The organism is Pseudomonas sp. B21-028 (assembly GCF_024749045.1).
In the GTDB taxonomy this organism is placed as follows: domain Bacteria; phylum Pseudomonadota; class Gammaproteobacteria; order Pseudomonadales; family Pseudomonadaceae; genus Aquipseudomonas.
In genome coordinates, this window is the sequence record NZ_CP087184.1 from 262179 (window position 1) to 287820 (window position 25642).

Annotated in this window: 24 protein-coding genes; 8 read left to right on the forward strand and 16 right to left on the reverse strand. The window is 60.6% G+C overall.

Annotation, left to right across the window (positions count from 1 at the left end; translation table 11 throughout):
• Positions 1 to 182: 182 nt before the first annotated feature.
• A complete protein-coding gene (locus LOY35_RS01155; protein ID WP_258629810.1) occupies positions 183 to 929 on the forward strand; it encodes an NRDE family protein in 747 nt (248 codons plus the stop codon).
• 94 nt (positions 930 to 1023) lie between these two features.
• Here the strand turns inward: LOY35_RS01155 and ptsP are convergent, their stop codons facing one another.
• Positions 1024 to 3303 (reverse strand): phosphoenolpyruvate--protein phosphotransferase, encoded by a 2280-nt coding sequence (ptsP, locus tag LOY35_RS01160; RefSeq protein ID WP_258629811.1) that lies wholly within the window; start codon positions 3301 to 3303, stop codon positions 1024 to 1026.
• Between the two features lie 22 nt (positions 3304 to 3325).
• A complete protein-coding gene (locus tag LOY35_RS01165; protein WP_003186867.1) occupies positions 3326 to 3805 on the reverse strand; it encodes an RNA pyrophosphohydrolase in 480 nt (159 codons plus the stop codon).
• A 143-nt stretch (positions 3806 to 3948) separates the two neighbouring features.
• Here LOY35_RS01165 and LOY35_RS01170 point away from each other — a divergent pair, with 143 nt between their 5' ends.
• Positions 3949 to 4605: an HAD family phosphatase gene (locus LOY35_RS01170; protein WP_258629812.1), complete on the forward strand. Its 657-nt coding sequence runs from the start codon at positions 3949 to 3951 to the stop codon at positions 4603 to 4605.
• A 93-nt stretch (positions 4606 to 4698) separates the two neighbouring features.
• Here the strand turns inward: LOY35_RS01170 and LOY35_RS01175 are convergent, their stop codons facing one another.
• Positions 4699 to 5127 carry a DUF2269 domain-containing protein gene (locus LOY35_RS01175; protein ID WP_258629813.1) on the reverse strand — a complete coding sequence of 143 codons (429 nt, stop codon included), beginning with the start codon at positions 5125 to 5127 and terminating at the stop codon, positions 4699 to 4701.
• A 45-nt stretch (positions 5128 to 5172) separates the two neighbouring features.
• Positions 5173 to 6687 carry a threonine ammonia-lyase, biosynthetic gene (gene ilvA / locus LOY35_RS01180; RefSeq protein ID WP_258629816.1) on the reverse strand — a complete coding sequence of 505 codons (1515 nt, stop codon included), beginning with the start codon at positions 6685 to 6687 and terminating at the stop codon, positions 5173 to 5175.
• A gap of 137 nt (positions 6688 to 6824) precedes the next feature.
• On the opposite strand from ilvA, the gene rpiA reads away from it, so the two are divergent.
• Positions 6825 to 7499 (forward strand): ribose-5-phosphate isomerase RpiA, encoded by a 675-nt coding sequence (gene rpiA, locus LOY35_RS01185; RefSeq protein WP_258629819.1) that lies wholly within the window; start codon positions 6825 to 6827, stop codon positions 7497 to 7499.
• Positions 7500 to 7649: 150 nt separating this feature from the next.
• Here the strand turns inward: rpiA and LOY35_RS01190 are convergent, their stop codons facing one another.
• From LOY35_RS01190 to LOY35_RS01205, 4 genes are all read right to left on the reverse strand, one after another.
• A complete protein-coding gene (locus LOY35_RS01190; protein ID WP_258629822.1) occupies positions 7650 to 8561 on the reverse strand; it encodes an SdiA-regulated domain-containing protein in 912 nt (303 codons plus the stop codon).
• Between the two features lie 117 nt (positions 8562 to 8678).
• A complete protein-coding gene (locus LOY35_RS01195; RefSeq protein WP_258629824.1) occupies positions 8679 to 9611 on the reverse strand; it encodes an SdiA-regulated domain-containing protein in 933 nt (310 codons plus the stop codon).
• A gap of 231 nt (positions 9612 to 9842) precedes the next feature.
• Complete coding sequence (locus LOY35_RS01200) at positions 9843 to 10508, reverse strand: fumarylacetoacetate hydrolase family protein (protein WP_258629825.1); 666 nt, start codon at positions 10506 to 10508, stop codon at positions 9843 to 9845.
• 40 nt (positions 10509 to 10548) lie between these two features.
• The gene (locus LOY35_RS01205; protein WP_258629827.1) at positions 10549 to 11943 is read right to left on the reverse strand and encodes an FAD-binding oxidoreductase; all 1395 of its coding nucleotides are present in this window, start codon (positions 11941 to 11943) and stop codon (positions 10549 to 10551) included.
• A gap of 201 nt (positions 11944 to 12144) precedes the next feature.
• Between LOY35_RS01205 and serA the strand changes: the two genes are divergently transcribed.
• Positions 12145 to 13374 carry a phosphoglycerate dehydrogenase gene (gene serA, locus LOY35_RS01210; protein ID WP_258629828.1) on the forward strand — a complete coding sequence of 410 codons (1230 nt, stop codon included), beginning with the start codon at positions 12145 to 12147 and terminating at the stop codon, positions 13372 to 13374.
• A gap of 126 nt (positions 13375 to 13500) precedes the next feature.
• Here serA and LOY35_RS01215 read toward each other — a convergent pair whose 3' ends face one another.
• Positions 13501 to 13923, reverse strand: a complete 423-nt coding sequence (locus LOY35_RS01215) for a DUF4399 domain-containing protein (protein ID WP_258629830.1) — start codon at positions 13921 to 13923, stop codon at positions 13501 to 13503.
• 133 nt (positions 13924 to 14056) lie between these two features.
• Between LOY35_RS01215 and LOY35_RS01220 the strand changes: the two genes are divergently transcribed.
• Positions 14057 to 14623, forward strand: a complete 567-nt coding sequence (locus LOY35_RS01220; protein WP_258629832.1) for a transporter substrate-binding domain-containing protein — start codon at positions 14057 to 14059, stop codon at positions 14621 to 14623.
• A gap of 52 nt (positions 14624 to 14675) precedes the next feature.
• Here LOY35_RS01220 and LOY35_RS01225 read toward each other — a convergent pair whose 3' ends face one another.
• The 6 genes from LOY35_RS01225 to LOY35_RS01250 form a co-directional block, all read right to left on the reverse strand.
• Positions 14676 to 15302: a bifunctional 2-polyprenyl-6-hydroxyphenol methylase/3-demethylubiquinol 3-O-methyltransferase UbiG gene (locus LOY35_RS01225; protein WP_258629833.1), complete on the reverse strand. Its 627-nt coding sequence runs from the start codon at positions 15300 to 15302 to the stop codon at positions 14676 to 14678.
• Positions 15303 to 15483: 181 nt separating this feature from the next.
• Positions 15484 to 16254, reverse strand: coding sequence for a hypothetical protein (locus LOY35_RS01230; RefSeq protein WP_258629834.1), 771 nt, complete (start codon positions 16252 to 16254; stop codon positions 15484 to 15486).
• 464 nt (positions 16255 to 16718) lie between these two features.
• Positions 16719 to 17480 (reverse strand): L-cystine ABC transporter ATP-binding protein TcyN, encoded by a 762-nt coding sequence (gene tcyN / locus LOY35_RS01235; RefSeq protein WP_258629837.1) that lies wholly within the window; start codon positions 17478 to 17480, stop codon positions 16719 to 16721.
• A gap of 3 nt (positions 17481 to 17483) precedes the next feature.
• Entirely contained in the window at positions 17484 to 18149 is a 666-nt protein-coding gene (gene tcyL, locus LOY35_RS01240; RefSeq protein ID WP_258629840.1) for a cystine ABC transporter permease, read from the reverse strand.
• The gene (gene tcyJ / locus LOY35_RS01245; RefSeq protein ID WP_258629841.1) at positions 18149 to 18949 is read right to left on the reverse strand and encodes a cystine ABC transporter substrate-binding protein; all 801 of its coding nucleotides are present in this window, start codon (positions 18947 to 18949) and stop codon (positions 18149 to 18151) included. The genes tcyL and tcyJ overlap by 1 nt, the downstream gene beginning before the upstream one ends.
• A 243-nt stretch (positions 18950 to 19192) precedes the next feature.
• Entirely contained in the window at positions 19193 to 20185 is a 993-nt protein-coding gene (locus tag LOY35_RS01250; RefSeq protein WP_258629843.1) for a D-cysteine desulfhydrase, read from the reverse strand.
• 462 nt (positions 20186 to 20647) lie between these two features.
• On the opposite strand from LOY35_RS01250, the gene betT reads away from it, so the two are divergent.
• Positions 20648 to 22609 carry a choline transporter BetT gene (gene betT / locus LOY35_RS01255; protein ID WP_258633440.1) on the forward strand — a complete coding sequence of 654 codons (1962 nt, stop codon included), beginning with the start codon at positions 20648 to 20650 and terminating at the stop codon, positions 22607 to 22609.
• 11 nt (positions 22610 to 22620) lie between these two features.
• Here the strand turns inward: betT and LOY35_RS01260 are convergent, their stop codons facing one another.
• Positions 22621 to 23361 carry an SDR family oxidoreductase gene (locus tag LOY35_RS01260; RefSeq protein ID WP_258629844.1) on the reverse strand — a complete coding sequence of 247 codons (741 nt, stop codon included), beginning with the start codon at positions 23359 to 23361 and terminating at the stop codon, positions 22621 to 22623.
• 117 nt (positions 23362 to 23478) lie between these two features.
• Here LOY35_RS01260 and LOY35_RS01265 point away from each other — a divergent pair, with 117 nt between their 5' ends.
• Both LOY35_RS01265 and mgrA read left to right on the forward strand, forming a co-directional pair.
• Positions 23479 to 24369: a LysR family transcriptional regulator gene (locus tag LOY35_RS01265; protein WP_258629847.1), complete on the forward strand. Its 891-nt coding sequence runs from the start codon at positions 23479 to 23481 to the stop codon at positions 24367 to 24369.
• Positions 24370 to 24593: 224 nt separating this feature from the next.
• Positions 24594 to 25631, forward strand: coding sequence for an L-glyceraldehyde 3-phosphate reductase (gene mgrA / locus LOY35_RS01270; RefSeq protein ID WP_258629850.1), 1038 nt, complete (start codon positions 24594 to 24596; stop codon positions 25629 to 25631).
• The last annotated feature ends 11 nt before the right edge of the window (positions 25632 to 25642 follow it).

Sequence of the window (25642 nt, forward strand, 5' to 3'; positions counted from 1 at the left end):
ACGTCGATCCGATGCAAAACCCTGTGGCGAGGGGATTTATCCCCGTTGGGGCGCGAAGCGGCCCTGAGACCGGGCACCTCGGTGCGCCAGATAGATTGCGTTGGGGCCGCTTCGCGCCCCTGCGGGGATAAATCCCCTCGCCACAGAAACTGTGCTGGGTCTTGTTTAACGGGGGTTACCTGATGTGCCTGATCGTATTTGCCTGGCGACCCGGTCACGCCCAACCGCTAATCGTGGCGGCCAATCGTGATGAGTTCTACGCGCGCCCGACCCTGCCCCTGGCCCAGTGGCCCGACGCGCCCCATGTCCATGCCGGCCGTGACCTGGAGGCCGGTGGCACCTGGCTCGGTATCGGCGCCGACGGGCGCTTTGCGGCCCTGACGAATATCCGTGATCCAGGCCAACTGCCGGCGTTCAAGTCGCGGGGCGAGCTGGTGGCGCGGTTTCTGACCGGGAGTCTGTCGATTGCCGATTACCTGAGCGAAATCGTGCCCCGCGCCGGCGAATATGGCGGGTTCAACCTGCTGTTGGGTGACGGCAGCGAGCTGTGGCACCACAACGCCCGCGATGCCCGGCCACAGCGGTTGGCCGAAGGCGTCTACGGGCTGTCGAATGCCGGGTTGAACACGCCTTGGCCCAAGCTGCTCAAGGCCCGGGCGGCACTGGTCGAGGTACTTGCCGATCCGCAGCCCCAGGGTCTGCTGGCGCTACTGAACGATCCGCAACCGGCACCCGTGGCGGAACTGCCGGACACCGGCGTGGGGTTGGCGACCGAGATGCTGCTGTCGAGTGTGTTCATTGCCAGCCCGGCATATGGGACGCGGGCGAGCACGGCGTTGATTGTCCAGGCCGATGGGACGCGGCACATGGTCGAGCGCAGCTTCGGGCCCCATGGGGGGCATTTGGGGGAGGTCGAGGTCAGGGTTTAATGCTGTGGTGCTTGTGCCGGCCCCATCGCGAGCAGGCTCGCTCCCACACTGGATTCTGTGGGAGCGAGCCTGCTCGCGATGGGCGCGCCGCGGACTAAAGCGTCTTGTTCGAAGCCGGATTGATCATCCGCGCCAATCCAAGGTTCTTCAGCGCCAGTTGCAGCGAGCTATGGATGACCTGTGGATTATCGATGGTCATCACCTCCGCCAGCAGCTCCTGGGCCTTGCTGAGGTTGATCTGGCGCAGCATCCACTTCACTTTCGGCAAGTTGGTGGCGTTCATCGACAAGCTGTCGAAGCCCATTGCCATCAACAGGACCGCCGCTGCCGGATCACCGGCCATTTCACCGCAGATGCTCACCGGCTTGCCTTCGGCATGGGCGTCGCGCACTACGTTCTGCAAGGCTTGCAGCACGGCGGGGTGCAGGTAGTCGTACAAATCGGCCACCCGCGGATTGTTACGGTCCACGGCCAGCAAATACTGGGTCAGGTCGTTGGAGCCGACCGAGAGGAAGTCCACCTGCCGCGCCAGTTCCTTGGTCTGGTACACCGCCGCCGGGATCTCGATCATGACGCCTACCGGCGGCATCGGCACGTCGGTGCCTTCGTCGCGCACTTCACCCCAGGCCCGGTGGATCAGGTGCAGGGCTTCTTCCAGCTCATGGGTGCCAGAGATCATCGGCAACAGGATGCGCAGGTTGTTCAGCCCTTCGCTGGCCTTGAGCATGGCGCGGGCCTGGACCAGGAAGATTTCCGGGTGGTCGAGCGTCACGCGAATCCCGCGCCAGCCGAGGAAGGGGTTTTCTTCCTTGATCGGGAAGTAGGACAAGGCCTTGTCGCCACCAATGTCCAGGCTGCGCATGGTCACCGGTTGCGGATGGAACGCGGCCAGTTGTTCACGGTAGATCGCCAGCTGTTCCTTTTCGCTGGGGAAGCGCTGGTTGATCATGAACGGCACTTCGGTGCGGTACAGGCCCACACCCTCGGCGCCGCGTTTCTGCGCCCGGGCCACGTCGGCCAGCAGGCCGGTGTTGACCCACAGCGGCATGCGATGGCCATCGGGCGTCACGCAGGGCAGATCCCTCAGTGCATCGAGGCCCAGGGACAGTTGTTTTTCTTCCTCCACCACATCGGCGAACTGCTTGCGCAGCACATCGCTGGGGTTGGTGTAGACCTCGCCATGGTAGCCGTCGACGATCATCTGGATGCCGTCGACCTTGGAGTACGGCAGGTCCACCAGGCCCATCACTGTGGGAATGCCCATGGCCCGGGCGAGGATCGCGACGTGGGAGTTGCCCGAACCCAATACCGAGACCAGCCCCGCCAGCTTGCCCTCGGGCACCTCGCCGAGCATGGCTGGGGTCAGCTCCTCGCTGACCAGGATGGTGTTGTCGGGATAGACCAGGGTCTGCTGGCGCTCTTGCTGCAAGTACGCCAGCAGGCGGCGGCCGAGGTCCTTGACGTCCGAGGCGCGCTCGCGCAGGTAGGCGTCGTCCATCAGTTCGAAACGGTTGACGTGGTCGGTCACCACCTGGCGCAACGCACCCTGGGCCCATTGGCCGGTCTTGATGACCGTGGTCACTTCGCTGCCCAGGGAAGCGTCGTCGAGCATCATCAGGTAGACATCGAACAGCGCGCGCTCTTCGGGGCGCAGCTGCGTCGCCAGTTTGGCCGACAGCGTGCGCATGTCGGCGCGCACCCCTTCGATGGCGGTCTTGAACAGCCCCAGCTCGGCGTCGATGTCGCTGATGGCCTTGTCCGGCACCACGTCGAGGTCGGCTGGCGGCAACATGACCACCGCCGTGCCTACGGCCGCGCCCGGTGACCCCGGTACGCCGACGAACTTGGCTTCCTGGATGCCCTTGCCCTGGCGGCCCAGGCCACTGATCGAGCCGGTGGCCTCGGCGTGGGCGATAACCCCGGCCAGTTGCGCACTCATGGTCACGAGGAAGGCTTCTTCACCTTCGTCGAACTGGCGGCGTTCCTTTTGCTGGATGACCAACACGCCGACAACCCGGCGGTGGTGGATGATCGGCGCGCCGAGGAACGAGGCATAGCGCTCCTCGCCGGTTTCGGCGAAGTAGCGGTAGCGCGGGTGATCCGCGGCGTTTTCGAGGTTCAGCGGCTCTTCGCGCGTGCCGACCAGGCCGACCAGACCTTCATTGGGGGCCATGCTGACCTTGCCGATCGAGCGCTTGTTCAAGCCCTCGGTGGCCATCAGCACGAAACGGTTGGTCTCGGGGTCCAGCAGGTAGACCGAGCAGACCTGGCTGCCCATGGCCTCTTTGACGCGCAACACAATAATCCCCAACGCCGCCTTGAGATCCTTGGCGGCGTTGACTTCCTGGACGATCTTGCGCAGCGTATTGAGCATGGCTCGGGGTCGAACTCCGTCGTCAGTCGCGCGTCAGCAGGCGCGGGGCAAGCTCTTTGAGAGCGCGTCGATACACCTCGCGCTTGAATGTCACCACCTGGCCCAGCGGATACCAATAGCTGACCCAGCGCCAGCCATCGAACTCCGGTTTACCGGTCAAATCCATCCGCACCCGCTGCTCGTTGGAGATCAGGCGCAGGAGAAACCATTTCTGCTTCTGGCCGATGCACAGCGGCTGGCTGTGCGTCCTGACCAGGCGTTGCGGCAAACGATAGCGCAACCAGCCTCGGGTGCAGGCGAGTATTTCAACATCTTCGCGCTCCAGCCCCACTTCTTCGTTCAACTCGCGGTACAAAGCCTCTTCCGGCGTCTCCTGGGGGTTGATCCCGCCTTGAGGAAACTGCCAGGCGTCTTGATTGATACGGCGAGCCCATAGTACCTGCCCGGCATCATTCGTAAGAATGATCCCCACATTGGGTCGGAAACCATCGGGATCGATCACGGCAACAACCTCGCAAGCGCATGTCGCCGCATTGTTCCACAAAGGTTGTGAAAGCAGCAACGAGCCCGCCCAGGTTATGTGCACTCTTGTGAAAAGTCCGTATTCTGAGCGCCTTTCTTCAGAAATTTCAGCGAGTAACTGCAATGCGGCTGGCCTTATTCGACCTGGACAACACCCTGTTGGGCGGCGACAGCGATCACGCCTGGGGCGATTACCTGTGTGAGCGCGGCTTCCTGGACGCCGTCGCGTACAAGGCGCGCAACGATGAGTTCTACCAGGATTACCTGGCCGGCAAGCTCGACAATGCCGCCTACCTGAACTTTTGCCTGGAAATCCTTGGCCGCACCGAAATGGAAGTGCTGGCCCAATGGCATCTGGACTACATGCGCGATTGCATCGAGCCCATCGTGTTGCCCCAGGCCATCGAGTTGTTGAAGAAACACCGTGACGCTGGCGACAAGCTGGTGATCATTACCGCCACCAACCGTTTCGTCACCGCCCCGATTGCCGAACGTCTGGGGGTCGAAACCCTGATCGCCACCGAGTGCGAGATGGTCGATGGGCGCTACAGTGGGCGCAGCACCGACATTCCCTGCTTCCGCGAAGGCAAGGTGACCCGCCTGAATCGCTGGCTGGAAGAAACCGGATATTCCCTCGAAGACAGCTATTTCTACAGCGATTCGATGAACGACTTACCGTTGCTGGAGGCGGTTACGCATCCGGTGGCCGTGGATCCGGACCCGAACCTGCGGGCTGAAGCCGAGAAGCGTGGTTGGCCGGTGATCAGTCTGCGCGACTGAGATCGTCATCGCGAGCAGGCTCGCTCCCACATTGGAATGCGTTTCCCCTGTGGGAGCGAGCCTGCTCGCGATGAAGTCGGCTCGGTTCCAGGCCTAAACCGGCTTGGCACCCATCAACCCGGCAATGGCGATCAGGCAGACAAAACTGAACAGCGCCAAGGCCAAGGTAAAGGTACCGTTGCCCGCCGTCGGCAGCTTGCGCCGCTTGTTCAGTCGCACCAACAGCCAGAACCCCGTCAACGCCGCCAGGGTGTAGAGGATGCTGGACGCCAGCAGCCAGGTCTGTCCCAGCGGCCAGCCGACCTGATGAACCATCCACCAGCCCGTAAAGGGCAGGCTCGCCAGGGCAAGCACCATCACCAGCCAGACAAACACCCGTGGTCGCTGCAGTACGCGGGCAGGGGCCGTGGCGTCGCCGTTACGGCGTGCCCGCCAGACCCAGATAGCGAGCCCCACGGCGCCCACCAGCAGCAGAGCTGTGGCCAGGATGTGAGCGATCTTCAGCGCAGTCAGCGTTTCCATTGTTCGATTTCCTTGAGCCGTGCCCAACAGCCTAGCTTGGCTTTGTTAACCCAGGAACAACTGGTATGCCGGGTTATCGCTTTCATCCCAGTACGGATAGCCGATCTCCTCGAGGGCGGCCGGCACCAGGTGGCGCTCATCGTGGGGCACTTGCAAACCGGCGACTACACGGCCATCCGCCGCGCCATGGTTGCGATAGTGGAACATCGAAATGTTCCAGCGTCCGCCCAGCTTGTTGAGAAAGTTGAACAGCGCGCCCGGACGCTCCGGAAATTCGAAGCGCAGCACCACCTCGTCGATGACATGGGCCGCGTGCCCGCCGACCATGTGGCGGATATGCAGCTTGGCCAGTTCGTTGTCGGTCAGGTCCAGTACCGGGAAACCTTGCTCGGTCAGGCTGGCGATCAGGGCGCTGCGTGGATCGTTCTCCGGGTGCGTCTGCACACCCACGAAGATGTGCGCCTCGCTGCCGGTGTTGTAGCGGTAGTTGAATTCGGTGATCTGACGCTTGCCGACGGCTTCGCAGAACGCCTTGAAGCTGCCGGGTTGCTCGGGAATGGTGACCGCGATGATTGCTTCGCGACCCTCGCCCAGTTCGGCGCGCTCAGCCACATGGCGCAGGCGGTCGAAGTTGACGTTGGCACCCGAATCGATGGCCACCAGGGTCTGGCCGCTGATGCTGCGTGACTCGACGTATTTCTTGATCCCGGCCACACCCAGGGCGCCGGCAGGTTCGGTGATCGAGCGGGTATCGTCGTAGATATCCTTGATTGCGGCGCAGATCTCGTCGGTGCTGACGGTGATGACTTCATCGACGTGATGCTTGCAGATATCAAAGGTGTGCTGGCCGATCTGCGCCACGGCGACGCCGTCGGCAAACAGGCCGACGCTCGGCAACACCACACGCTCGCCAGCGGCCATGGCGGCCTGCAGGCAGTTGGAGTCATCGGGTTCGACACCGATGATCTTGATTTCAGGGCGCAGGTATTTCACGTAGGCCGCGATCCCGGCAATCAGCCCGCCGCCGCCCACCGGAACGAAAATCGCGTCCAGGTGCCCCGGATGCTGACGCAGGATTTCCATCGCCACCGTGCCCTGCCCGGCAATGGTGTGGGGGTCGTCGTAGGGATGGATATAGACGTAACCCTTTTCGTCGACCAGTTTCAGCGAATAGGCCAGGGCCTCGGGGAACGAGTCGCCGTGCAACACCACTTTGCCGCCACGGGAGCGCACGCCTTCGACCTTGATTTCCGGGGTGGTCTTGGGCATCACGATGGTGGCTTTCACACCCAGGACCTTGGCGGCCAGGGCCAGGCCCTGGGCATGGTTGCCCGCCGACGCCGTGACCACGCCCCGTGAACGTTCTTCATCGCTGAGCTGGGTCAGCTTGTTGTACGCCCCGCGGATCTTGAACGAGAACACCGGCTGCAAGTCTTCGCGCTTGAGCCAGATGCTGTTGCCCAGCCGCTCGGAAAGCTGTCGAGCGGTCTGCAACGGGGTTTCTACGGCGACGTCGTAGACGCGCGAGGTGAGGATCTTTTTGACGTACTGTTCGAGCATCGGAAAGCATCACTGGGCGGGTTGGGCAGGGCCAAGGAGTCTAACCCGGCTTTTGACCGGGCGACCACACGAATCCCGAGGTTTTGTTGGGTTATACTCGCGCCCCTCTTTACCCCCTGCCCGTTTTCGGAGCCCGCATGACCCAGGATCAACTCAAACAGGCCGTGGCCCAGGCCGCCGTCGACCTCATCCTCCCGAAACTGGATGACAAGAGCATCGTTGGGGTCGGCACCGGCTCCACGGCCAATTGCTTCATCGATGCGCTGGCCCGGCACAAGGGCGCGTTCGACGGGGCGGTTGCCAGCTCCGAAGCCACCGCCGCACGCCTGAAGGGCCACGGGATCCCGGTGTATGAACTCAATACCGTGAGCGACCTGGAGTTCTACATCGACGGCGCCGACGAAAGCGACGCGCACCTGAACCTGATCAAGGGCGGTGGCGCGGCCCTGACCCGCGAGAAGATCGTCGCGGCGGTGGCCAAGACCTTCATCTGCATCGCCGACGCCAGCAAACTGGTGCCGGTGCTTGGCGCGTTCCCGCTGCCGGTCGAAGTGATTCCGATGGCTCGCAGCCACGTGGCCCGCCAACTGGTGAAGCTGGGCGGCGACCCGGTGTATCGCGAGGGTGTGCTGACCGATAACGGCAATATCATCCTGGACGTGCATAACCTGCGGATCACCAACCCGACGGAGCTGGAAAGCCAGATCAACGCCATCGTCGGCGTGGTCACCAATGGTTTGTTCGCTGCCCGTCCTGCGGATGTGCTGTTGCTGGGCACGGCGGAAGGGGTGAAGACCCTGCGGGCCGAGTAAATCGGGAAAACGCCCGGTCTTCTGGTCGAAATCGGGCCACTGTGGGAGCGAGCCTGCTCGCGATAGCGATTCACCCATCACATCATCGTTGAATGTGAAACCGCTATCGCGAGCAGGCTCGCTCCCACATGGATTCATGGCAGGCCAGGTTCAGGGCTGTGGTTTCTTGAACACGTAGAACAGATTCGGCTCGCTCACCAGATACAGGATGCCGTCATCGTCCATGGCGATACCTTCCGCCTGGGGGACATCTTTTTGCAATCCCTGGCGACCTTTGCTCAGCGACAGGGTGCTCAGGGGCTTCCCGTCGATATCCAGCTCGATGATCAACCGTGACTCATCGGACAATGCCAGTAGATGGCCGCTGCGCTCATCGTATTGCAGGCTCGACAGGTCCCGCACGAACAGTCCGGCATCGCGCTTGGGGTTGTTGATGACGTGGACTGCGTAAGACTTTTCCGAATTGTGATGGGGAAAGCCCAGCACTTCATAAATCAGCATCGGGTCGCGTTCCTTCGCTACGAACAGCCGCTTGCCCACTGAGTCGTAGGCCAGTCCTTCGAATCCCTTGTTCTTGCTCATGTGCATGCCGAGGATCATTTGTTCGGCGTCGGCCGCGTCGAGAAAACGGGTGTCTTCTTCCAGGTGAATCTTGATCAGCCGCTGCTGGCGCTCGTCACTGATGACGTAGATGTCTTCGCTGATGAACTCCACCGCTTCCGGATCACCGAAGCCGACCAGTGCCACGCGGCGCAGGATTTTACCGTCCAGTGACAGTTCGATCAGTTCGGCATTCTTGTTGGTGACAGTGAACAGGCTCTTGCGTACTGGATCGAACGTCAGTGCCGACACGTCGTCGAGACCTTCGATCACCAGGGCCTCCGTCGTGACCCGGTACTGGTCCAGGGCGATGGCCTGCTCGTTGACAGGTTGCCAGAGAGTACCGAGGTTGAACCAGGCCCGTTCGAACAGGCGCAGGTACTGACCCGCCGCGATCAGGACGATCAAGGCGATGGCCAGCAACATCAGGATCAAGGGTTTGGGGCGGGCAAGTCGACGCATGGGGTGGGCTCGGGTAAGAACAGGTGGTTAGAAATACCACGACTGCCTGAACTGAAGCTTAATGGCTGTGTGCCACACCCTACAGCGAAGGAGGAATTGCCTTACAGAGTTGCGCTATCAGCGTTGTTTCTCGAAACGATAGAACAGGTTCGGCTCGCTGACCATGTACACATTGCCGGCTTCATCCATGGTGACACCTTCGGCGCGAGGGATGGTGTCCTGCAACCCGTTGAAGCCGCCCAGCAAGGTCATGAAACTGACCTGCTGGCCTTTTTCATCAAGTTCCAGCAAAAGATGTGAATCGGCCGAAAGCACCAGCATGTGACCGGTTCGAGGATCTATCGCCAGGGCCGAGAGGTTGCGCAGGTCCAGTTCATTGCTGACATGGATCTGTTTGTCACCCTTGAGCAACAGGCTGCCATCGCTTTTCCAGGTGAACAGCGCTGGCGGACGTTCCTCGCCCAGCACCAGTTGCTGGTTGCGCGGGTCCCAGGCAACCGCTTCGAACCCCTTGTTCTGGTTCTTTGAAGGGCCAAGATCGTAGAGAGGGAAATCGTTCTTTTTCAGTTCGTGCGTATCGGCATCGACGTGGACGATCGACAGTGTGTGGCTTCGCTCATCGGTAATGGCCAGCAGTCCGTTCTCCATGAAAGACACCCCTTCAGGATTGCTCCAGCCCACTAAAGGCATCTTGCGCAACACGTCCCCCTGCAAACTCAACTCCGCCAGGAACGGATGCTTGCCCATGACGGCAAACAGGGTCTTGGTCTGTGGGTTGTAGGTCACATCGGACGCTTCATCCTTCTCCATGCCCGGGAGCGGCTTGGCATCGATCACGGCTGTGTAGTCCGGCAGCCAGACGCTTTCCTGGCGCTGAGCGGGGCTTTGAAAGTGCTCCGCAACCCAGAGCCGGCCGCGGTCATCCCAGTGCATCGCAAACGCCAACCCATAGGCGGTGGCCACTGCCAGCAGCGACCAGACATACCAGGGCAGGGCAAAGCGGGAGCGGTGGGCGGGTTTGGCGTGGGGCAGTACTTGGGTCTTGGCCATCGGTGATTGCGTTCCAGGAATTCGGGCTGGGGAATGGCTGGCTCAGATGCCGCATTCTTCGGAATTATCCGGATGGCATGTGAAAAAAACGGTAAATCGTCGGACGGATACCTTCAAAACCTTGTGGGAGCGAGCCTGCTCGCGATAGCGGTGTGTCAGGCAGCATCAATATTGCAGGCAGACCGCAATCGCGAGCAGGCTCGCTCCCACAGGAAGGATATGGCGCTGTTGTCAGCAAACGCTGCTTTCGAAACGGCTTGCCCCCGGCAGTTCCAGCACCAGCTCATCCCCCACATTCAGCGGCCCGACGCCCGCCGGGGTGCCAGTGAGGATCACGTCGCCGGCCTGCAGCGAGAAGCAGCCGGCCATGTACTGGATCATCGGCACGATGGGATTGAGCATCAGGCTGCTGTTGCCGTCCTGGCGCACTTCACCGTTGATGGTCAGGCGAACGGGAATGTCAGCCAGATCGGCAAAGGTGGCGTTCGATACGAAGGGTGCGATCACCGCCGCGCCGTCGAATGACTTGGCAACTTCCCACGGCAGGCCCTTGGCCTTGAGTTCGGCCTGCTTGTCCCGAAGGGTCAGGTCCAGGGCCGGGGCAAATCCGGAGATGGCATCGAGGACTTCTTCGACGCTTGGCCGGGTCGACAGCGGCTTGCCGATCAGCACGGCAATTTCCGCTTCGTAATGCACCGCGCCCCGCTCGACGGGAATGCTGAAGCTGTCTTCCAGCGGTACCACGCAACTGCCGGGCTTGATGAACAGCAAGGGTTCGGTGGGCACCGGGTTATCCAGTTCCTTTGCATGCTCGGCGTAATTACGGCCAATGCACACCACTTTTCCAACCGGAAAGTGGATGCGGGTACCGTCGACATACTGGTGCTGATAGCTCATTACCGACTCCTGTTATCTGAAACTCATCAGGTGCTTTGCATCACACCGCGAAAATCTTGCCCGGGTTCATGATGCCGTTCGGGTCGAATGCAGCCTTGATGGCTTTCATGTATTCGATTTCCACCGGCGAGCGACTATAAGTCAGGTAGTCGCGCTTGGTCATGCCCACGCCGTGTTCCGCCGAAATCGAGCCGTTGTACTTCTCGACGATTTCGAAAACCCATTTGTTCACTGTCGCACATTTGGCGAAGAATTCGTCCTTGCCCAGGTTGTCCGGCTTGAGGATATTCAGGTGCAGGTTGCCATCGCCGATGTGGCCGTACCAGACGACTTCGAAATCCGGGTAATGTTTGCCGACGATCGCGTCTATTTCCTTGAGAAAATCCGGGACTTTCGAGACGGTTACCGAGATGTCGTTCTTGTACGGCGTCCAGTGGGAGATCGTTTCCGAGATGTACTCACGCAGTTTCCACAGATTCCGCAGTTGGGTTTCGCTCTGGCTCATCACGCCATCCAGCACCCAGCCTTGCTCCATGCAGTGTTCGAAAGTTTCCAGGGCGTGATTGGCAACGTCTTCGGTAGTGGCTTCGAACTCCAGCAGGGCGTAGAACGGGCAGTCGGTTTCGAACGGTGCCGGTACGTCGCCACGGCCCATGATCCTGGCCAGGGCCTTGTCGGAGAAAAACTCGAAGGCCGTCAGGTCGAGCTTGCCCTGGAAGGCGTGGAGCACCGGCATGATCGAGTCGAAGTCCGGCGTGCCGAGCACCATCGCGGTGAGGTTCTTCGGCGCCCGATCCAGGCGCATGGTGGCCTCGACCACGAAACCGAGGGTGCCTTCGGCGCCGATGAACAGCTGCCGCAGGTCATAGCCGGTGGCATTCTTGATCAGGTCCTTGTTCAGTTCCAGCAGATCGCCCTTACCGGTGACGACTTTCATCCCGGCTACCCAGTTGCGGGTCATGCCATAGCGAATCACCTTGATCCCGCCGGCGTTGGTGCCGATATTGCCGCCTATCTGGCTGGAACCGGCCGAAGCGAAGTCCACCGGGTAATACAGCCCATGCTCTTCAGCCTTGTTCTGCAATTGCTCGGTGATCACGCCCGGCTGGCAGACGGCGGTGCGGTCGGTGAGGTTCACCTCGAGAATCTGGTTCATGTAGTCGAATGACACGACCACTTCGCCGTTGGCCGCCACGGCTGCGGCGGAAAGCCCGGTGCGCCCGCCCGATGGCACCAGGGCAACCTTGTGTGCATTGGCCCAGCGTACGATGGCCTGGACCTGTTCGATGGTCTTGGGAAAAACGATGGCACTCGGCGCCGGGGCGAAGTGCCGGGTCCAATCCTTGCCATAGGCTTGCAGGGAGTCGGCATCGGTCAGGACCTTGCCAGACTCGACCAGGGACTTGAGTTCTTCTATCAGGGCAGGATTGGTCATCGGCAAAACTCTCGAACAATTCATGGTCACCCTGAGAACGCTTCATGTCGCAGAATGAGTGTTTGCAGGTCGCATATGCTAGCATACCGCCCCCGCAGGACAGTGCCGAAGGTCGTTCTGCGGCGACGGCCATCACGCCGATCGGGCCAGCGTGCGCTGTCCGATTCCCTGCCATTTTTTCCGGGACACAGGTTTACGCAGATGAGCAAGACTTCTCTCGATAAGAGCAAGATCAGGTTCCTTCTCCTCGAAGGCGTCCACCAATCGGCTGTCGACATCCTCAAGTCGGCGGGCTATACCAGTATCGAGTACATCACCAGTTCTCTGCCGGAAGCCCAGCTCAAGGAAAAGATCGCCGATGCTCATTTCATCGGCATTCGCTCCCGCACTCAATTGACCGAAGAGATCTTTGACCACGCCAAGAAACTGGTGGCGGTCGGCTGCTTCTGCATCGGCACCAACCAGGTTAACCTCGACGCGGCTCGCGAGCGCGGCATCGCGGTGTTCAACGCGCCGTACTCCAACACCCGTTCCGTTGCCGAGCTGGTGCTGGCCGAAGCGATCCTGCTGCTGCGCGGCATCCCCGAGAAAAACGCTTCCTGCCACCGTGGCGGCTGGATCAAGAGCGCGGCCAACTCCTTCGAAATCCGCGGCAAGAAACTGGGTATCGTCGGCTATGGCTCGATCGGCACCCAGTTGTCGGTCCTGGCCGAAGGCTTAGGGATGCAGGTGTTCTTCTACGACACCGTGACCAAACTGCCCTTGGGCAATGCTACCCAGGTCAACGATCTGCATGAGCTGCTGGGCATGTCCGATATCGTGACCCTGCACGTGCCGGAAACCGCGGCGACCCAGTGGATGATCGGCGAGAAGGAAATCCGCGCCATCAAGAAAGGCGGGATCCTGATCAACGCCGCCCGCGGTACTGTGGTCAAGCTCGACGCCCTGGCCGACGCGATCAAGGACAAACACCTGATCGGCGCTGCCATCGACGTGTTCCCGGTGGAGCCGCGCTCCAACGACGATATCTTCGAAAGCCCGCTGCGTGGCCTGGACAACGTGATCCTGACCCCGCACATCGGCGGTTCCACCGCTGAAGCCCAGGCCAACATCGGCCTGGAAGTGGCGGAAAAGCTGGTCAAGTACAGCGACAACGGTACCTCGGTATCGTCCGTGAACTTCCCGGAAGTGGCGCTGCCGGCGCACCCTGGCAAGCACCGCTTGCTGCACATCCACGAAAACATCCCGGGTGTGATGAGCGAGATCAACAAGGTCTTCGCGGAAAACGGCATCAACATTTCCGGTCAGTTCCTGCAGACCAACGACAAAGTCGGCTACGTCGTGATCGATGTCGACGCCGAATACTCGGACCTGGCGCAAGAGAAGCTGCAGCACATCAAGGGCACCATCCGGTCCCGCGTGTTGTTCTGAAGAGCAGCGGCGAGCGGTTAGCTTCAAGCGGCATGCAATAAAAAAAACGGGAGTCCATATGGACTCCCGTTTTTTTATGGCCTGACATAAACCTGTGGGAGGTTATGTACTGTCAGTCGATCACGTTTATTTCACGTTTACGGTGATCTTTTCGGAGACAATCGGCGGGTCGAACGGTACATGGCTGAAGTCGCCCAGTTCCAGCTGCAAGGTATGCTTGCCCGGTGCCAGTTTGATGGTGGCTTCGGTCTGCGCCTTGCCGAAGTGCATGTGGTTGGCGTCGGCTGGAATCACCGCGCCGGCGGCAGGCAGTTTGTCGACGTCGATCAGCAGGTGATGATGTCCGGTGTTCTTGGTCGTATCACCCGCCGGCGCCAGCGCAATGCCCTCGACGCCGAACTTGACCTTGAATTCCTGGGAAACGGTGGCGCCATCCGCCGGGGACACGAAAAATACCTTCGCGTCTTTAGGCGCGGGGGTTGCTGTCGCCAGCATCGAGGTTCCCAGCAACAGCCCTGCTAAAACTGCGCGTGACATAAAGCTTTTCATTTTTTTCTCCAGTTTTTCCGTGAAATCCTGCTGGTCGTGACAACTTCATGACCAATCGTTGTCGAAGCCTGCAACAACCATAGCAAAGCGAGCCTGAAACGAGCGTCGCTTGTACCCATACAAAGGAGTGACCATGCGTTTCCTGCCTGGCCTGATCTGCCTGCTACCCCTTCTGAGCCCCTTGGCCCATGCCGAGCTGATCGACGACATCAACGACCGTGGCGAACTGCGCATCGCCCTCGAAGCCAATGCCGCTCCCTTCAACTTCAAGGAAGACGGCAAGCTCACCGGTTTCGAAGTGGAACTGGGCCAGATGCTGGCCAAGGAACTCGATGTACGCGCCGACTTTGTGGTCACCGATGCCGCGGATCTGCTGAGCGGCGTGGAGAGCGGCAAGTACGACGTCGCCATTAACCACATAGCAATGACCCCGGAACTGGCGGAACGTTTCGACACCAGTGCCGCTTACAGCCGTCCGGATGCGCAACTGCTGGCGAACAAGGACGACACACCACGTCCGCTCATGATGGCGCAGTCCTTCCAGCCGGAAGAAAAGAGGGGCCCGGCGCCGAGCCTGGTGATTCCGTTCCAGAAAGGCAACCCGGCGTTCAAGGCCAGCGTGGACAACGCCCTGGCGCGTATCAAGGATGACGGGAGGTTGGAGCAGTTGTCGCAGAAGTGGTTGGTTAAGCAGCAATGAAGGGCAATTGATACCGAAGTTGCGTGCTGTTTCTTGTGGCGAGGGGTGGGCCTCAAGACTTGCGCCAGACACTCGCCAACCATGGCTGCTGCTCCCGGGGTAGCCCCGTCGGCCGGTAGTAGTGCTCCAGCTCGACAAAACCGGCTGCGATGAGCAGCGTGCGCCAGGCCTCAAGATCGTGGTAGGCGCCGAAGCGCTGGCCATTCCAGCCTTCCTGGTTCTCGCCCCGGGGATTGGAGCTGAACAGCACGCCGCCGGGTTTGAGGGTGGCATGCAGCTGCTTGAGCACCCGGGGCAGTTCCTGGACGGGGACATGAAACAGCACCGCGTTGGCGAAGATCCCGTCGAAGCGTTCGCTTGGCAGGTCCAGTTGCAGGAAATCCTGTTGCCACACTTCGCAGCCGCTGTCCTGGCGAGCCATTCGGGCGAATTCCTGCGAGCCGTCGAGGCCCACCGCAACGTGTCCCATGCGGGTGAATGTCCGCAGGTCCCGCCCCGGGCCGCAGCCGAAATCGAGAATGTGGAAGGGTGCATGGCCGTGGATATGCCGCAACAGCGCGTCGATGTTCTGGCTGACGTCGTGATCGCGAGTGCCTTCGCGAAAGCTTTCGGCGACCGAGTCGTAATGGCCCAGGGTCGTGGTGGTGATGGCGTGAAGGTCGTCGGGGGAGTGTTTCATGGCGAGGCTTGAGTGGGGAGCGAAGGCCGACTATACCCCATCGCTACCTGCATCGACTCAACGCCTGTTCAAACCTCGCGCCAACCGGTCACCGGTAATGCCGCGAGGTCCGCGGGGTACTGACCCTTGCTCAACTCCCGGTCCCTCGCCGCAGACGAGTCCCTCATGAGCGGCTTTTGTATCAAGGGTTTTTACACCGCGGTTCGGCGGTCAGGAGGGGGGCTTTCGTTGGCGTTTTCAAATAGGACCTGGCGCAGCCGATCATCAGCGTCCGGGGTGGCGCCCAGTGGGAGTTGTTGCCCACTCGATCAAGGATGCAGTAGGTCACCTCCAGGCGCAGATCTTCTCCTGCCTCCAGAATGATCTCCGGAGGAACCCAGACATTGATCGGCTGGCCCACTTCGCCGGATTTGATCCGGGGCAGGTCCATCCGCACATCGCCCCAGCGCAAGGTGATCGCATCGTCGACGGCCATGTTCAGGTAGGGCTCGATGGTCAACGGGACGCCGCGTTTGATCTGGCTCGGGTTCACCCCTTGGCGACGGATGGCGTCCGGAATACGCACCGGTGCCAGCCCCTGGTTTTCATCGCCACTCAGGGCCGCCGGTTGGCCGCCGGGGCAGTCGAGTTTGACCTGCACCCAATGGGTTGCCGACAGCACCGGCCCGCGCCCGACCCGCATCACACGGTAATGGATGCGCGAGGTGCCGTTGATGATGAAACTCTCCGGCACACGTAGCGTGACACTGGCTTGCATGTCCGCCTCGGTCAGCAGTCGCGAGCCGACGTAGCAGTTGTCCCAGAACAGTTCGATCAGGTCGCCGGCATCCATGCCGGGATAAGGAGCGATGAGCACTTCCAGGCGGGCGGCACCGGTGATGTTGATACCGCTACGGCAGGCATTGGCCAGGGCAGGGGCGGCGAGTTCTGGAAGAGTTGACGTACATGTCATGGTGTTCTCCTTGATGCTGAAAAACGAAGTCCGTTTCGGAAAGAGCAAAGGTGTCGATATACACGTTATTTTAATGTGCAGGCTTTGAATCTGTTTCTATGGTTATTCGCTGCGTACAACTAAAGTAATGTGCGTCGCCTATCGGTCAACTAGATACGGGTTCGATAGTTTCAGTGTCAATAGAGGTGTTTGCTTATTAGCGGACTCTGTAGCTCTTCAGAAATGTCCTACGTGATGATGTTAAAAATACACGGCGCAAAATGCCTTTTACCTCAGCTGTAAAGCCTGGTCGAAGGTTTGCGGGGCGTGAGCTGGCAGGAAGCTTGGCGCGAAGGAAAGTGTTGCGAGAGGTATGTATATGCCGCACGTCAAATAATTGAAGATGCTCGGCGGATTTCAAGTTGCGAGTTTGTTCTCAAGTCGCCAGCCCCTTCCATCCCTGGAAGTAAGCCGTTATCGATAAGTTACTGCACACCGTGACCGGCGGAGAGAAACTTGCTGAGAAACTGCCGGGTGCGTTCTTCCCGGGGCGCGGCGAACATTGCCTTGGCTTCACCTTGTTCGACGATCACGCCCTTGTCGAAAAACACCACGCGGTTCGCCACGTCACGGGCAAAGCTCATTTCATGGGTCACGATGACCATGGTGCGTTTTTCTTCGGCCAGGCCGCGAATGGTCGCCAGGACTTCTCCGACCAGTTCCGGGTCCAGCGCAGAGGTCGGTTCGTCGAACAGGATCACCTGCGGTTCCATCGCCAATGCCCGGGCAATCGCCACCCGTTGTTGCTGGCCGCCGGAGAGGCGCCGTGGATAGGCGTCCTCCTTGCCGGCCAGGCCGACCTTGGCCAACAGCTTGCGGCCCAGGGTCTCGGCATCGGCACGTGGGGTCTTCTTCACCACCAGCGGACCCTCGATGACATTCTCCAAGGCCGTGCGATGGGGAAACAGATTGAAGTTCTGGAACACAAAACCCACCTGCTGGCGCAGACGACGCACCAGGCCCTGTTGCTGGTTCAGCGGGCGGCTGCCGTCGATTTCGATGTCGCCGACCTTGATCCGGCCGCTGCTGGGTTCTTCGAGGAAGTTCAGGCAGCGCAGGAAGGTGGTCTTGCCCGAACCGCTGGGACCGATGATGGCAACGACTTCGCCTTCCTCGACCTGCAGGTCGATACCGTTGAGCACCGTCTGACCCTTGAATTGTTTGGTCAGCTTTTCAACCACGATCATGCTTCAAGACTCCTGCTCATGCCGGTTGACCCGCGCTTCCAGACGGTTTTGCACATGGGCCAGGGCGCTCACGAGGATCCAGTAGATCAACGCGGCGGACAGGTACATGGCGAAAATTTCAAAGGTCCGCGCGGAAACCAACTGCGCCTGGCGGAGCAGTTCCGGCACCTGAATGGTGGCTGCCAGCGAGGTGTCCTTGACCAGCGACGTGAAGCTGTTCCCCAAGGGTGGCAGGGCCGTGCGCATGGCTTGCGGCAGAATGGCCCGGCGCAATGTCTGCACGCGGGTCATGCCGATGCTGGCAGCCGCCTCCCATTGGCCGCGCTCGATGGAGCTGATGGCGGCCCGCAGGGTTTCACAGATGTAGGCCGCCATGTTCAACGAGAGGCCGATCAGCGCTGCGGGTATCGGGTCCAGTTCGATGCCCACCTGTGGCAGGCCGTAGTACATCATGAACAATTGGACCAGCAACGGCGTGCCGCGGAAGAACGAGACGTAGACCCGGGCGAACCAGTTCACCAGTTTGAAGCGCGACAGGCGCATCAAGGCCAGGCCAAACCCGAGCAGGAAGCCGAAGAACATGCCGCCCAGGCTCAGGACGACCGTGAAGTACACGCCCTGAAGCAAAAAGGGCGTGGAACTGAGGACGAGTTGGAGCTTTGCTTCCATTATTGAGTGACGTCAGCGTTGAAGTATTTCTCGGACAACTTCTTCAAGGTGCCGTCGGCGCGCAGCTTATCGATGGCTTTGTTTACCGCCGCCAACAACTCGGGTTCGCCTTTACGCAGGGTCACACCGGCTTCCTGACGGGAGAAGGCGTCGCCGGCAACCGCGGTGTCCGGGGCTTTTTTCGCCAGTTCGAAGGCAGCGAGGCGGTCCACCAGGATCGCGTCGATACGACCGATACGCAGGTCCTGATACTTGGTCGGATCATCCTCGTAGGTACGGATGTCCGCCTTGGGCACGTTGTCCTTGAGCCACTGTTCGTAGTTGGTGCCCAGGCCTACGCCGACTTTCTTGCCAGCCAGGTCGTCGGCGGCCTTGATGTTGAGTTTTTCTTCGTTCTTCTTCAGAACCAGCGCCTGGATACCGGAGACGGTGTAGGGCTCGGAGAAGTCGTACTTTTTCTTGCGCTCTTCGGAAATGGTGACCTGGTTGATCACGGCGTCCAGGCGCTTGGATTCCAGCGCAGCCAGGATGCCATCCCATTTAGTGGCTTGCAGTTTCACCTTCACGCCCAGCTCCTTGGCCAGGGCTTCGGAAAACTCCACTTCGAAACCGGCGAGCTTGCCGTCGGCATCGACGAAGCTGAACGGTGGATAAGTGCCTTCCAGGCCGACGTTGATCACGCCCGCATCCTTGATTTTTTGCAACTGCTCACCAGCAACTGCTTGCCCCAGCAGGCCGGCGCTCAATGCCAGGCCCAGCGAACCGATCAACAGGTTGCGACGTAATGCAGAAAAATTCATGACAAGCCCCTGTGTTTTCTTATGAAGAGGTGTTGGATTAGAAGGTGTAGCCGTGATCTGGAAGACTGCCACATCCTGCCTTAAAGCGCCGTGTGCGTCGCGTGGCAAATAGGTCAGCGTGCACGACTATAGGGCGGCTTTGATAGATTGGAAAAAAATATTAGATCATCCATATATTCCGAAATGGAGTTGTTCTCTGTGGGAGCGAGCAGGCTCGCTCCCACAGAGGATGCTCTCACTCTTTCAGAACGCGGTGTCGTAGGCAAACAGCGCCGGAGCCCCGCCGGTGTGCAGGAAGATGAGCGGACCCTCGTCAAAACGGTCGCGGCCGATGCCATCGAGCAGGCCGGCCATGGCCTTGCCGGTGTAGACCGGATCCAGCAACAGGCCTTCAAGACTGGCCAGCAACTTGACCGCTGCCAGGGTACCGGCGTTCGGCTCGCCGTAGCGCGGGGCGAAATACTCATCCCACAGGTTCACCTTGAAGGCCTCCGGAAGCGCCACTTCAAGCAATTGGGCGACACGCTCGGCAAGCCCCTGGACCTTCGGAAACTGGTCTTCCTCGCTGCGCGAAACCGTTACGCCAATCACTGGAAGTTGCGGCAGGGTTTCACTCAAGGCCAGGGCCAGGCCGCTGTGGGTGCCGGCGCTGCCCGAGGCCAGCACCACGGCGGCGAAATCCAGGCCGGTGTCCTTGATCTGCTCGGCCAGCTCCAGGCCGGCGCGCACGTACCCCAATGCGCCCAAGGCGTTTGAGCCACCGATCGGCACCAGGTACGGCTTTTTGCCGTTGTTGCGCAGCCGCGCAGCCAGGGCCTGCAGTTGCTCGTCGGCGTTATCCAGGTTTTCGACCAGTTCAACCTTGGCGTCGAACAGCTCCAGCAGTAATTGGTTGCCATTGCCCAGATAGTTGGCGTCATCGGTGCCGATGGGGTTCTCCAGCAATGCCACGCAACCCAGGCCCAGCCTCGCGGCCAGTGCAGCGGTCTGGCGCACATGGTTGGACTGGATCGCGCCGGCGGTAATCAGCGTGTCGGCTCCTTGGGCCAAGGCGTCGGCGGCGAGGTATTCGAGCTTGCGCAGCTTGTTGCCACCCAGGGCCAGGGGCGTCAGGTCGTCGCGCTTGATGTAAAGGTCGCGACCGAGCCAGGTGGAGAGGCGTTCGAGTTTTTCCAGCGGTGTCGGATGGCCGAGCAGGTCGAGGCGGTTAAAGCGGGACAGCTGTTGTTTGATCATGAGTCCGTACTGGTTGTAGGCAATGTCTGGACTATAGGCACGACGATATTCACGGGCAACCCCGGGACCAGATCCGAGTCCGGGACGGAGCCCCTTGTGGGAGCGAGCCTGCTCGCGATAGCGGTGTACCTGCTACATGCAATGTGTCTGACAGACCGCTATCGCGAGCAGGCTCGCTCCCACAGGGTATTTGTTTATTTGGAGCCTATGGTGCCCCACTGAACGAATGCAGGCGAAGCGGCGTCATCTATGTGGGACATGTACCGCCGAGCTTGGCGATTAGTCCTTAGCTGCCTATTCATGTTTAAATTGAACGCTCATTCAAGTTAAACCATTGGTTTGCTGCCCGCTCACAACAGGAGGCTTGCCTTTGCCGAGTCCGTTATCGACTGTCACGGTTTCCCATATCGGGGTGCTTCACTCATGAGTGCCTCCTCCCTTCCACCCAGCGGCCTGGTCCGCATGAACCCGCCGGTTTTCTACTTCGCGGCGACCGTTATCCTGCTGTTCGGCCTGGTGGTGATTGCCATGCCCGAGCAAGCCGGCGCCTGGCTGCTGGCGGCACAGAACTGGGCGGCCAACACGGTCGGCTGGTATTACCTGCTGGCGATGGCCCTGTATCTGGTCTTCGTGGTGGTCACCGCCTTGTCCGGCTACGGCAAGATCAAGCTCGGTGCCGACCACGACGAGCCCGAATTCAGTTACCTGTCCTGGGCCGGCATGTTGTTCGCCGCCGGGATCAGCATCACGCTGTTCTTCTTTTGCGTCTCCGAACCGCTGACCCATCTGGCGCAGCCGCCCCAGGGCGAGGCCGGCACCGCCGATGCGGCGCGTCAAGCGATGCAGATACTGTTTCTGCATTGGGGCCTGCACGGCTGGGGCGTGTTTGCGTTCGTCGGCATGGCCCTGGCGTACTTTGCCTATCGGCATAACCTGCCACTGGCGCTGCGTTCGGCGTTGTATCCGCTGATCGGCAAACGTATCAATGGCCCCATCGGTTATGCCGTCGACGGTTTCGGCATCATCGCGACCGTGTTCGGCCTCGGCGCCGACATGGGGTTTGGGGTCCTGCACCTCAATTCCGGTCTCGATTACCTGTTGGGCATCCCTCATACCCAATGGATTCAGATCGGCCTGATCGTGCTGATGATGGGGGCGGCGATCATCGTGGCGGTGGCCGGCGTCGATAAAGGCGTACGGGTCATGTCCGACATCAACATGCTGCTGGCCTGCGCGCTGCTGCTGTTCGTGTTGTTCGCCGGGCCCACCCAGCATTTGCTCAACACCCTGATCCAGAACGTGGGCGATTACCTCGGCGCCCTGCCGATGAAGAGTTTCGATCTGTATGCCTACGACAAACCCAGCGACTGGCTGGGGGGCTGGACGGTGTTCTATTGGGCCTGGTGGATCGCCTGGTCGCCGTTCGTGGGGCTGTTCATCGCACGGATTTCCCGTGGCCGTACCATCCGTGAGTTCGTGTTTGGCGTGTTGCTGATTCCCTTGGGTTTCACCCTCGCGTGGATGTCGATCTTCGGCAACAGCGCCATCGACCAGGTGCTCAACCACGGCATGAGCGCCCTGGGCATGTCAGCCCTGGACAATCCGTCGATGAGTCTTTATCTGCTGCTGGAAACCTACCCGTGGAGCAAGACGGTCATCGCGGTCACGGTGTTCATCAGCTTCGTGTTCTTCGTCACCTCGGCCGACTCCGGCACCGTGGTGCTTTCAACGCTCTCGGCCAAGGGCGGCAATCCCGATGAAGACGGGCCGAAATGGCTGCGGGTGTTCTGGGGGGCGATGACCGCCCTGGTGACCAGCGCGCTGCTGTTCTCCGGCAGCATCGATGCGTTGAAATCGGCGGTTGTGCTGACTTCACTGCCGTTCTCGCTGATTCTCTTGTTGATGATGTGGGGCCTGCACAAGGCGTTTCACCTCGAGTCCCAGAAACAGATCGCGCAATTGCATTCCCTGGCACCGGTGTCGGCCTCGCGGCGGGGCAAAGGCGGCTGGCGCCAGCGCTTGAGCCAGGCGGTGCATTTCCCGTCCCGGGACGAGGTCTATCGCTTCCTCGACACCACAGTGCGTCCGGCCGTCGAGGAAGTGAAAGCGGTGTTCGCCGAGAAGGGGTTGACGGTGATGACCCAGCCAGACCCGGCCAACGACAGCGTCAGCCTGGAAATCGGCCATGGCGAGCAGCACCCGTTCATCTACCAGGTGCAGATGCGCGGCTACTTCACGCCATCCTTCGCCCGGGGCGGCATGGGCTCCAAGCAAATCAACAACCGTCGTTACTACCGTGCCGAGGTACATTTGAGCGAGGGCAGCCAGGACTACGACCTGGTGGGCTATACCAAGGAGCAGGTCATCAACGACATCCTCGATCAGTACGAACGGCACATGCAGTTCCTGCATCTGGTGCGCTGACCTGGGGCGTCTCAGACAAGCCCGCCGTTGGCCCGGAGGATCTGGCCATTCACCCAACCGGCGGCGGGGCTCACCAGGAAGGACAGGATGCTGGCGATGTCCTCCGGCTGGCCGAGGCGCTCCAGGGGCGGCATCTTGGCGTACTGCTGGATCTGCTCTTCGCTTTTGCCGTGCATGAACAGTTCCGTCGCCACCGGGCCGGGAGCGATGGCATTGACCGTGATCTGACGACCGCGCAGCTCCTTGGCGAATACCTGGGTCAGCGATTCCACCGCCGCCTTGCTGGCGATGTACACCGAATAGCCAGGCAGGTTCAGGCCAACGGTGCTGCTGGAAAAGTTCACGATGCGGCCGCCATCGTTCAGGCGGGTCGCGGCTTCGCGCAAGGTGTTGAACGTGCCCCGGGTGTTGATCGCGAAGGTCTGGTCGAACAGTTCGTCGCTGTGTTGCGCCAGGGGCATCACCTGCAGGACGCCGGCGTTGTTGATCAATACGTCGATCTTGCCCAGTTGTGCTTCTGTTTCATCGAACATCCGGCGGACATCGGCGGCAGAGGACACATCGGCCTTGATCGCGATGGCCCGGTGACCGGCCTGGCGCAGCTGCACCACCAGCTTCGAGGCTTCGCTAGCACTGTTGGCGTAGTTGATGGCGACAGAGAAGCCGTCATGGGCCAACTGTTTGGCGATTTCAGCGCCGATACCACGAGAGGCTCCGGTGACAATGGCTACTTTGGCGGTTTGAGTCGACATGGCGGTTTCCTTCGTTGAGTGGGATGAGGCCAGATTCACATGTTTACCTGGCGCGATAAATGCCCGAGAGTTGGCTTGACTGTTCAATAATCACCAACAATCAGGGCATGCCATTCCATGGATCAAGTCAAGGCGATGAAGGTGTTCGTGCGCATCTACGAGCGCAACAGTTTTACCCTGGCCGCCGATGATCTGAATTTGCCCCGTGCCACGCTGACTCATACCCTCAATCAGTTCGAAGCCTGGCTGGGTGTACGCCTGCTGGAGCGCAGTACCCGCAAGGTGCGGCCGACGCTGGACGGCGAGGCCTATTACCCGCGTTGTGTGCAATTGCTGGCGGAGCTTGAAGAGGCCGAGCTGGCGTTTCGCAGCGTAGCGCCCAAAGGGCAACTGCGGGTGGACTTGCACGGGACCCTGGCCCGGCATTTCGTGATTCCGGCGCTGCCGCAATTCATGGCCCGCTACCCGGATATCGAGTTGTCCATCAGCGAGGCTGATCGCTTTGTCGACCTGATCAGCGAAGGGATCGATTGCGTGCTGCGGGCCGGCACGCTGGGGGACTCGTCGTTGATCGGCCGGCGTGTCGCCAGCCTGCGCCAGATCACCTGCGCCAGCCCCGCCTATTTGCGCCAGTACGGCGAACCGAAGAACCTCGACGACCTGAGCCGGCACCGGGCGGTGAACTACGTGTCGCGCACCACCGCCAAACAGTATCCATTCGAATTCATGGTCGAAGGCGAACTCAAGGAAGTGGCTATCGAGGGGGCGCTCTCGGTGTTCGGTGCCGAAATCTACGCCGCCTCGGCCATCGCCGGCCTGGGCCTGATCCAGTGCCCGCACTATCGGATGGAAACGCAGATCCAGCAGGGCCTGGTCCAGGAAGTTCTCATCGACACCCCTCCGCCGCCCATGCCGATATCGGTGCTCTACCCGCACAACCGCCACCTTTCGCCGCGGGTGCGGGTGTTTGTGGATTGGGTGGCGGAGGTATTTGCCGGGGCACGTTAGCGCTTATTTCGGGCTGACGATCGTGGGAGCGAGCCTGCTCGCGATGAGGCTTCATCTGCCGACATATCATCGCCTGACCCGCCGCCATCGCGAGCAGGCTCGCTCCCACATCTGATCTAGCTGCAATCCTCTTCCGAAGGACTACGCGAACTTTCGACCTGAACGATGCGTCTGTGAAATGTTAGTTTCTGCCATTCGCATCATCCCCGAACAGAGAGCCTTCGATGACCTACATCGCTGCTGAAAACCGCTACGAGTCCATTCCCTATCGCCGCGTTGGTCGCAGCGGTCTGGTGCTGCCGGCATTGTCGCTGGGGTTGTGGCACAACTTCGGCGACAGTACGCCGATCGATACCCAGCGTGCCTTGCTGCGCACGGCATTTGATTTGGGCATCAACCACTTCGACCTGGCGAACAACTACGGCCCGCCCTACGGCAGCGCCGAGATCAATTTCGGTCGGTTGTTGCGTGAGGACTTCAAGCACTACCGCGACGAGTTGATCATCTCCAGCAAGGCCGGTTGGGACATGTGGCCCGGCCCGTATGGCCAGGGTGGCGGGTCGCGCAAGTACGTGTTGGCCAGCCTCGACCAGAGCCTGCAACGGCTGGGGCTCGACTATGTGGATATCTTTTATTCCCACCGCTTCGATCCCGATACTCCGCTGGAAGAAACCGCCAGTGCTCTGGCGACGGCGGTGCAACAGGGCAAGGCCTTGTACGTCGGTATTTCTTCCTATTCCGGGGTGAAGACCCGGGAAATGGCGGCGCTGCTCAAGGAGTGGAAAATTCCTCTGCTGATCCACCAACCGGCCTACAACCTGCTCAACCGCTGGGTGGAAAAAGACCTGCTGGACGCCACCGACGAATTGGGTACCGGTGTGATCGCCTTTACCCCGCTGGCCCAGGGCCTGCTCACGGACAAGTACCTCAAGGGCATCCCGTCCGATGCACGGGTCAATCGTCCGGGTGGCGGTTCGCTGCAGGCTTCGCACTTGTCGGAGGAGAACATCGCCCATGTGCGCGCCCTCAACGAGATCGCCCGGCGACGCGGCCAAAGCCTGGCACAAATGGCCCTGGCCTGGACCCTGCGCGATCCTCGGGTCACGTCTGCCCTGATCGGCGCCAGCCGCCCGGAGCAGATCGTCGAGAACGTCGGGGCGCTGAAGAACCTGAGCTTCAGTGCCGAGGAACTGGCGGAGATCGACCGGTTTGCCCAGGAGGGCGGTATCAATCTCTGGGAGAAGCCTTCGTCGGCGGAGTAATCCCCAAGCCG

Bases quoted from the DNA above. Each gene is read 5' to 3' on its own strand.
- LOY35_RS01155 (WP_258629810.1), top strand. From the start codon at position 183: ATGTGCCTGATCGTATTTGCCTGGCGACCCGGTCACGCCCAACCGCTA.
- ptsP (WP_258629811.1), bottom strand. From the start codon at position 3,303: ATGCTCAATACGCTGCGCAAGATCGTCCAGGAAGTCAACGCCGCCAAG.
- LOY35_RS01170 (WP_258629812.1), top strand. From the start codon at position 3,949: ATGCGGCTGGCCTTATTCGACCTGGACAACACCCTGTTGGGCGGCGAC.
- LOY35_RS01175 (WP_258629813.1), bottom strand. From the start codon at position 5,127: ATGGAAACGCTGACTGCGCTGAAGATCGCTCACATCCTGGCCACAGCT.
- ilvA (WP_258629816.1), bottom strand. From the start codon at position 6,687: ATGCTCGAACAGTACGTCAAAAAGATCCTCACCTCGCGCGTCTACGAC.
- rpiA (WP_258629819.1), top strand. From the start codon at position 6,825: ATGACCCAGGATCAACTCAAACAGGCCGTGGCCCAGGCCGCCGTCGAC.
- LOY35_RS01190 (WP_258629822.1), bottom strand. From the start codon at position 8,561: ATGCGTCGACTTGCCCGCCCCAAACCCTTGATCCTGATGTTGCTGGCC.
- LOY35_RS01195 (WP_258629824.1), bottom strand. From the start codon at position 9,611: ATGGCCAAGACCCAAGTACTGCCCCACGCCAAACCCGCCCACCGCTCC.
- LOY35_RS01200 (WP_258629825.1), bottom strand. From the start codon at position 10,508: ATGAGCTATCAGCACCAGTATGTCGACGGTACCCGCATCCACTTTCCG.
- LOY35_RS01205 (WP_258629827.1), bottom strand. From the start codon at position 11,943: ATGACCAATCCTGCCCTGATAGAAGAACTCAAGTCCCTGGTCGAGTCT.
- serA (WP_258629828.1), top strand. From the start codon at position 12,145: ATGAGCAAGACTTCTCTCGATAAGAGCAAGATCAGGTTCCTTCTCCTC.
- LOY35_RS01215 (WP_258629830.1), bottom strand. From the start codon at position 13,923: ATGAAAAGCTTTATGTCACGCGCAGTTTTAGCAGGGCTGTTGCTGGGA.
- LOY35_RS01220 (WP_258629832.1), top strand. From the start codon at position 14,057: ATGCGTTTCCTGCCTGGCCTGATCTGCCTGCTACCCCTTCTGAGCCCC.
- LOY35_RS01225 (WP_258629833.1), bottom strand. From the start codon at position 15,302: ATGAAACACTCCCCCGACGACCTTCACGCCATCACCACCACGACCCTG.
- LOY35_RS01230 (WP_258629834.1), bottom strand. From the start codon at position 16,254: ATGACATGTACGTCAACTCTTCCAGAACTCGCCGCCCCTGCCCTGGCC.
- tcyN (WP_258629837.1), bottom strand. From the start codon at position 17,480: ATGATCGTGGTTGAAAAGCTGACCAAACAATTCAAGGGTCAGACGGTG.
- tcyL (WP_258629840.1), bottom strand. From the start codon at position 18,149: ATGGAAGCAAAGCTCCAACTCGTCCTCAGTTCCACGCCCTTTTTGCTT.
- tcyJ (WP_258629841.1), bottom strand. From the start codon at position 18,949: ATGAATTTTTCTGCATTACGTCGCAACCTGTTGATCGGTTCGCTGGGC.
- LOY35_RS01250 (WP_258629843.1), bottom strand. From the start codon at position 20,185: ATGATCAAACAACAGCTGTCCCGCTTTAACCGCCTCGACCTGCTCGGC.
- betT (WP_258633440.1), top strand. From the start codon at position 20,648: ATGAACCCGCCGGTTTTCTACTTCGCGGCGACCGTTATCCTGCTGTTC.
- LOY35_RS01260 (WP_258629844.1), bottom strand. From the start codon at position 23,361: ATGTCGACTCAAACCGCCAAAGTAGCCATTGTCACCGGAGCCTCTCGT.
- LOY35_RS01265 (WP_258629847.1), top strand. From the start codon at position 23,479: ATGGATCAAGTCAAGGCGATGAAGGTGTTCGTGCGCATCTACGAGCGC.
- mgrA (WP_258629850.1), top strand. From the start codon at position 24,594: ATGACCTACATCGCTGCTGAAAACCGCTACGAGTCCATTCCCTATCGC.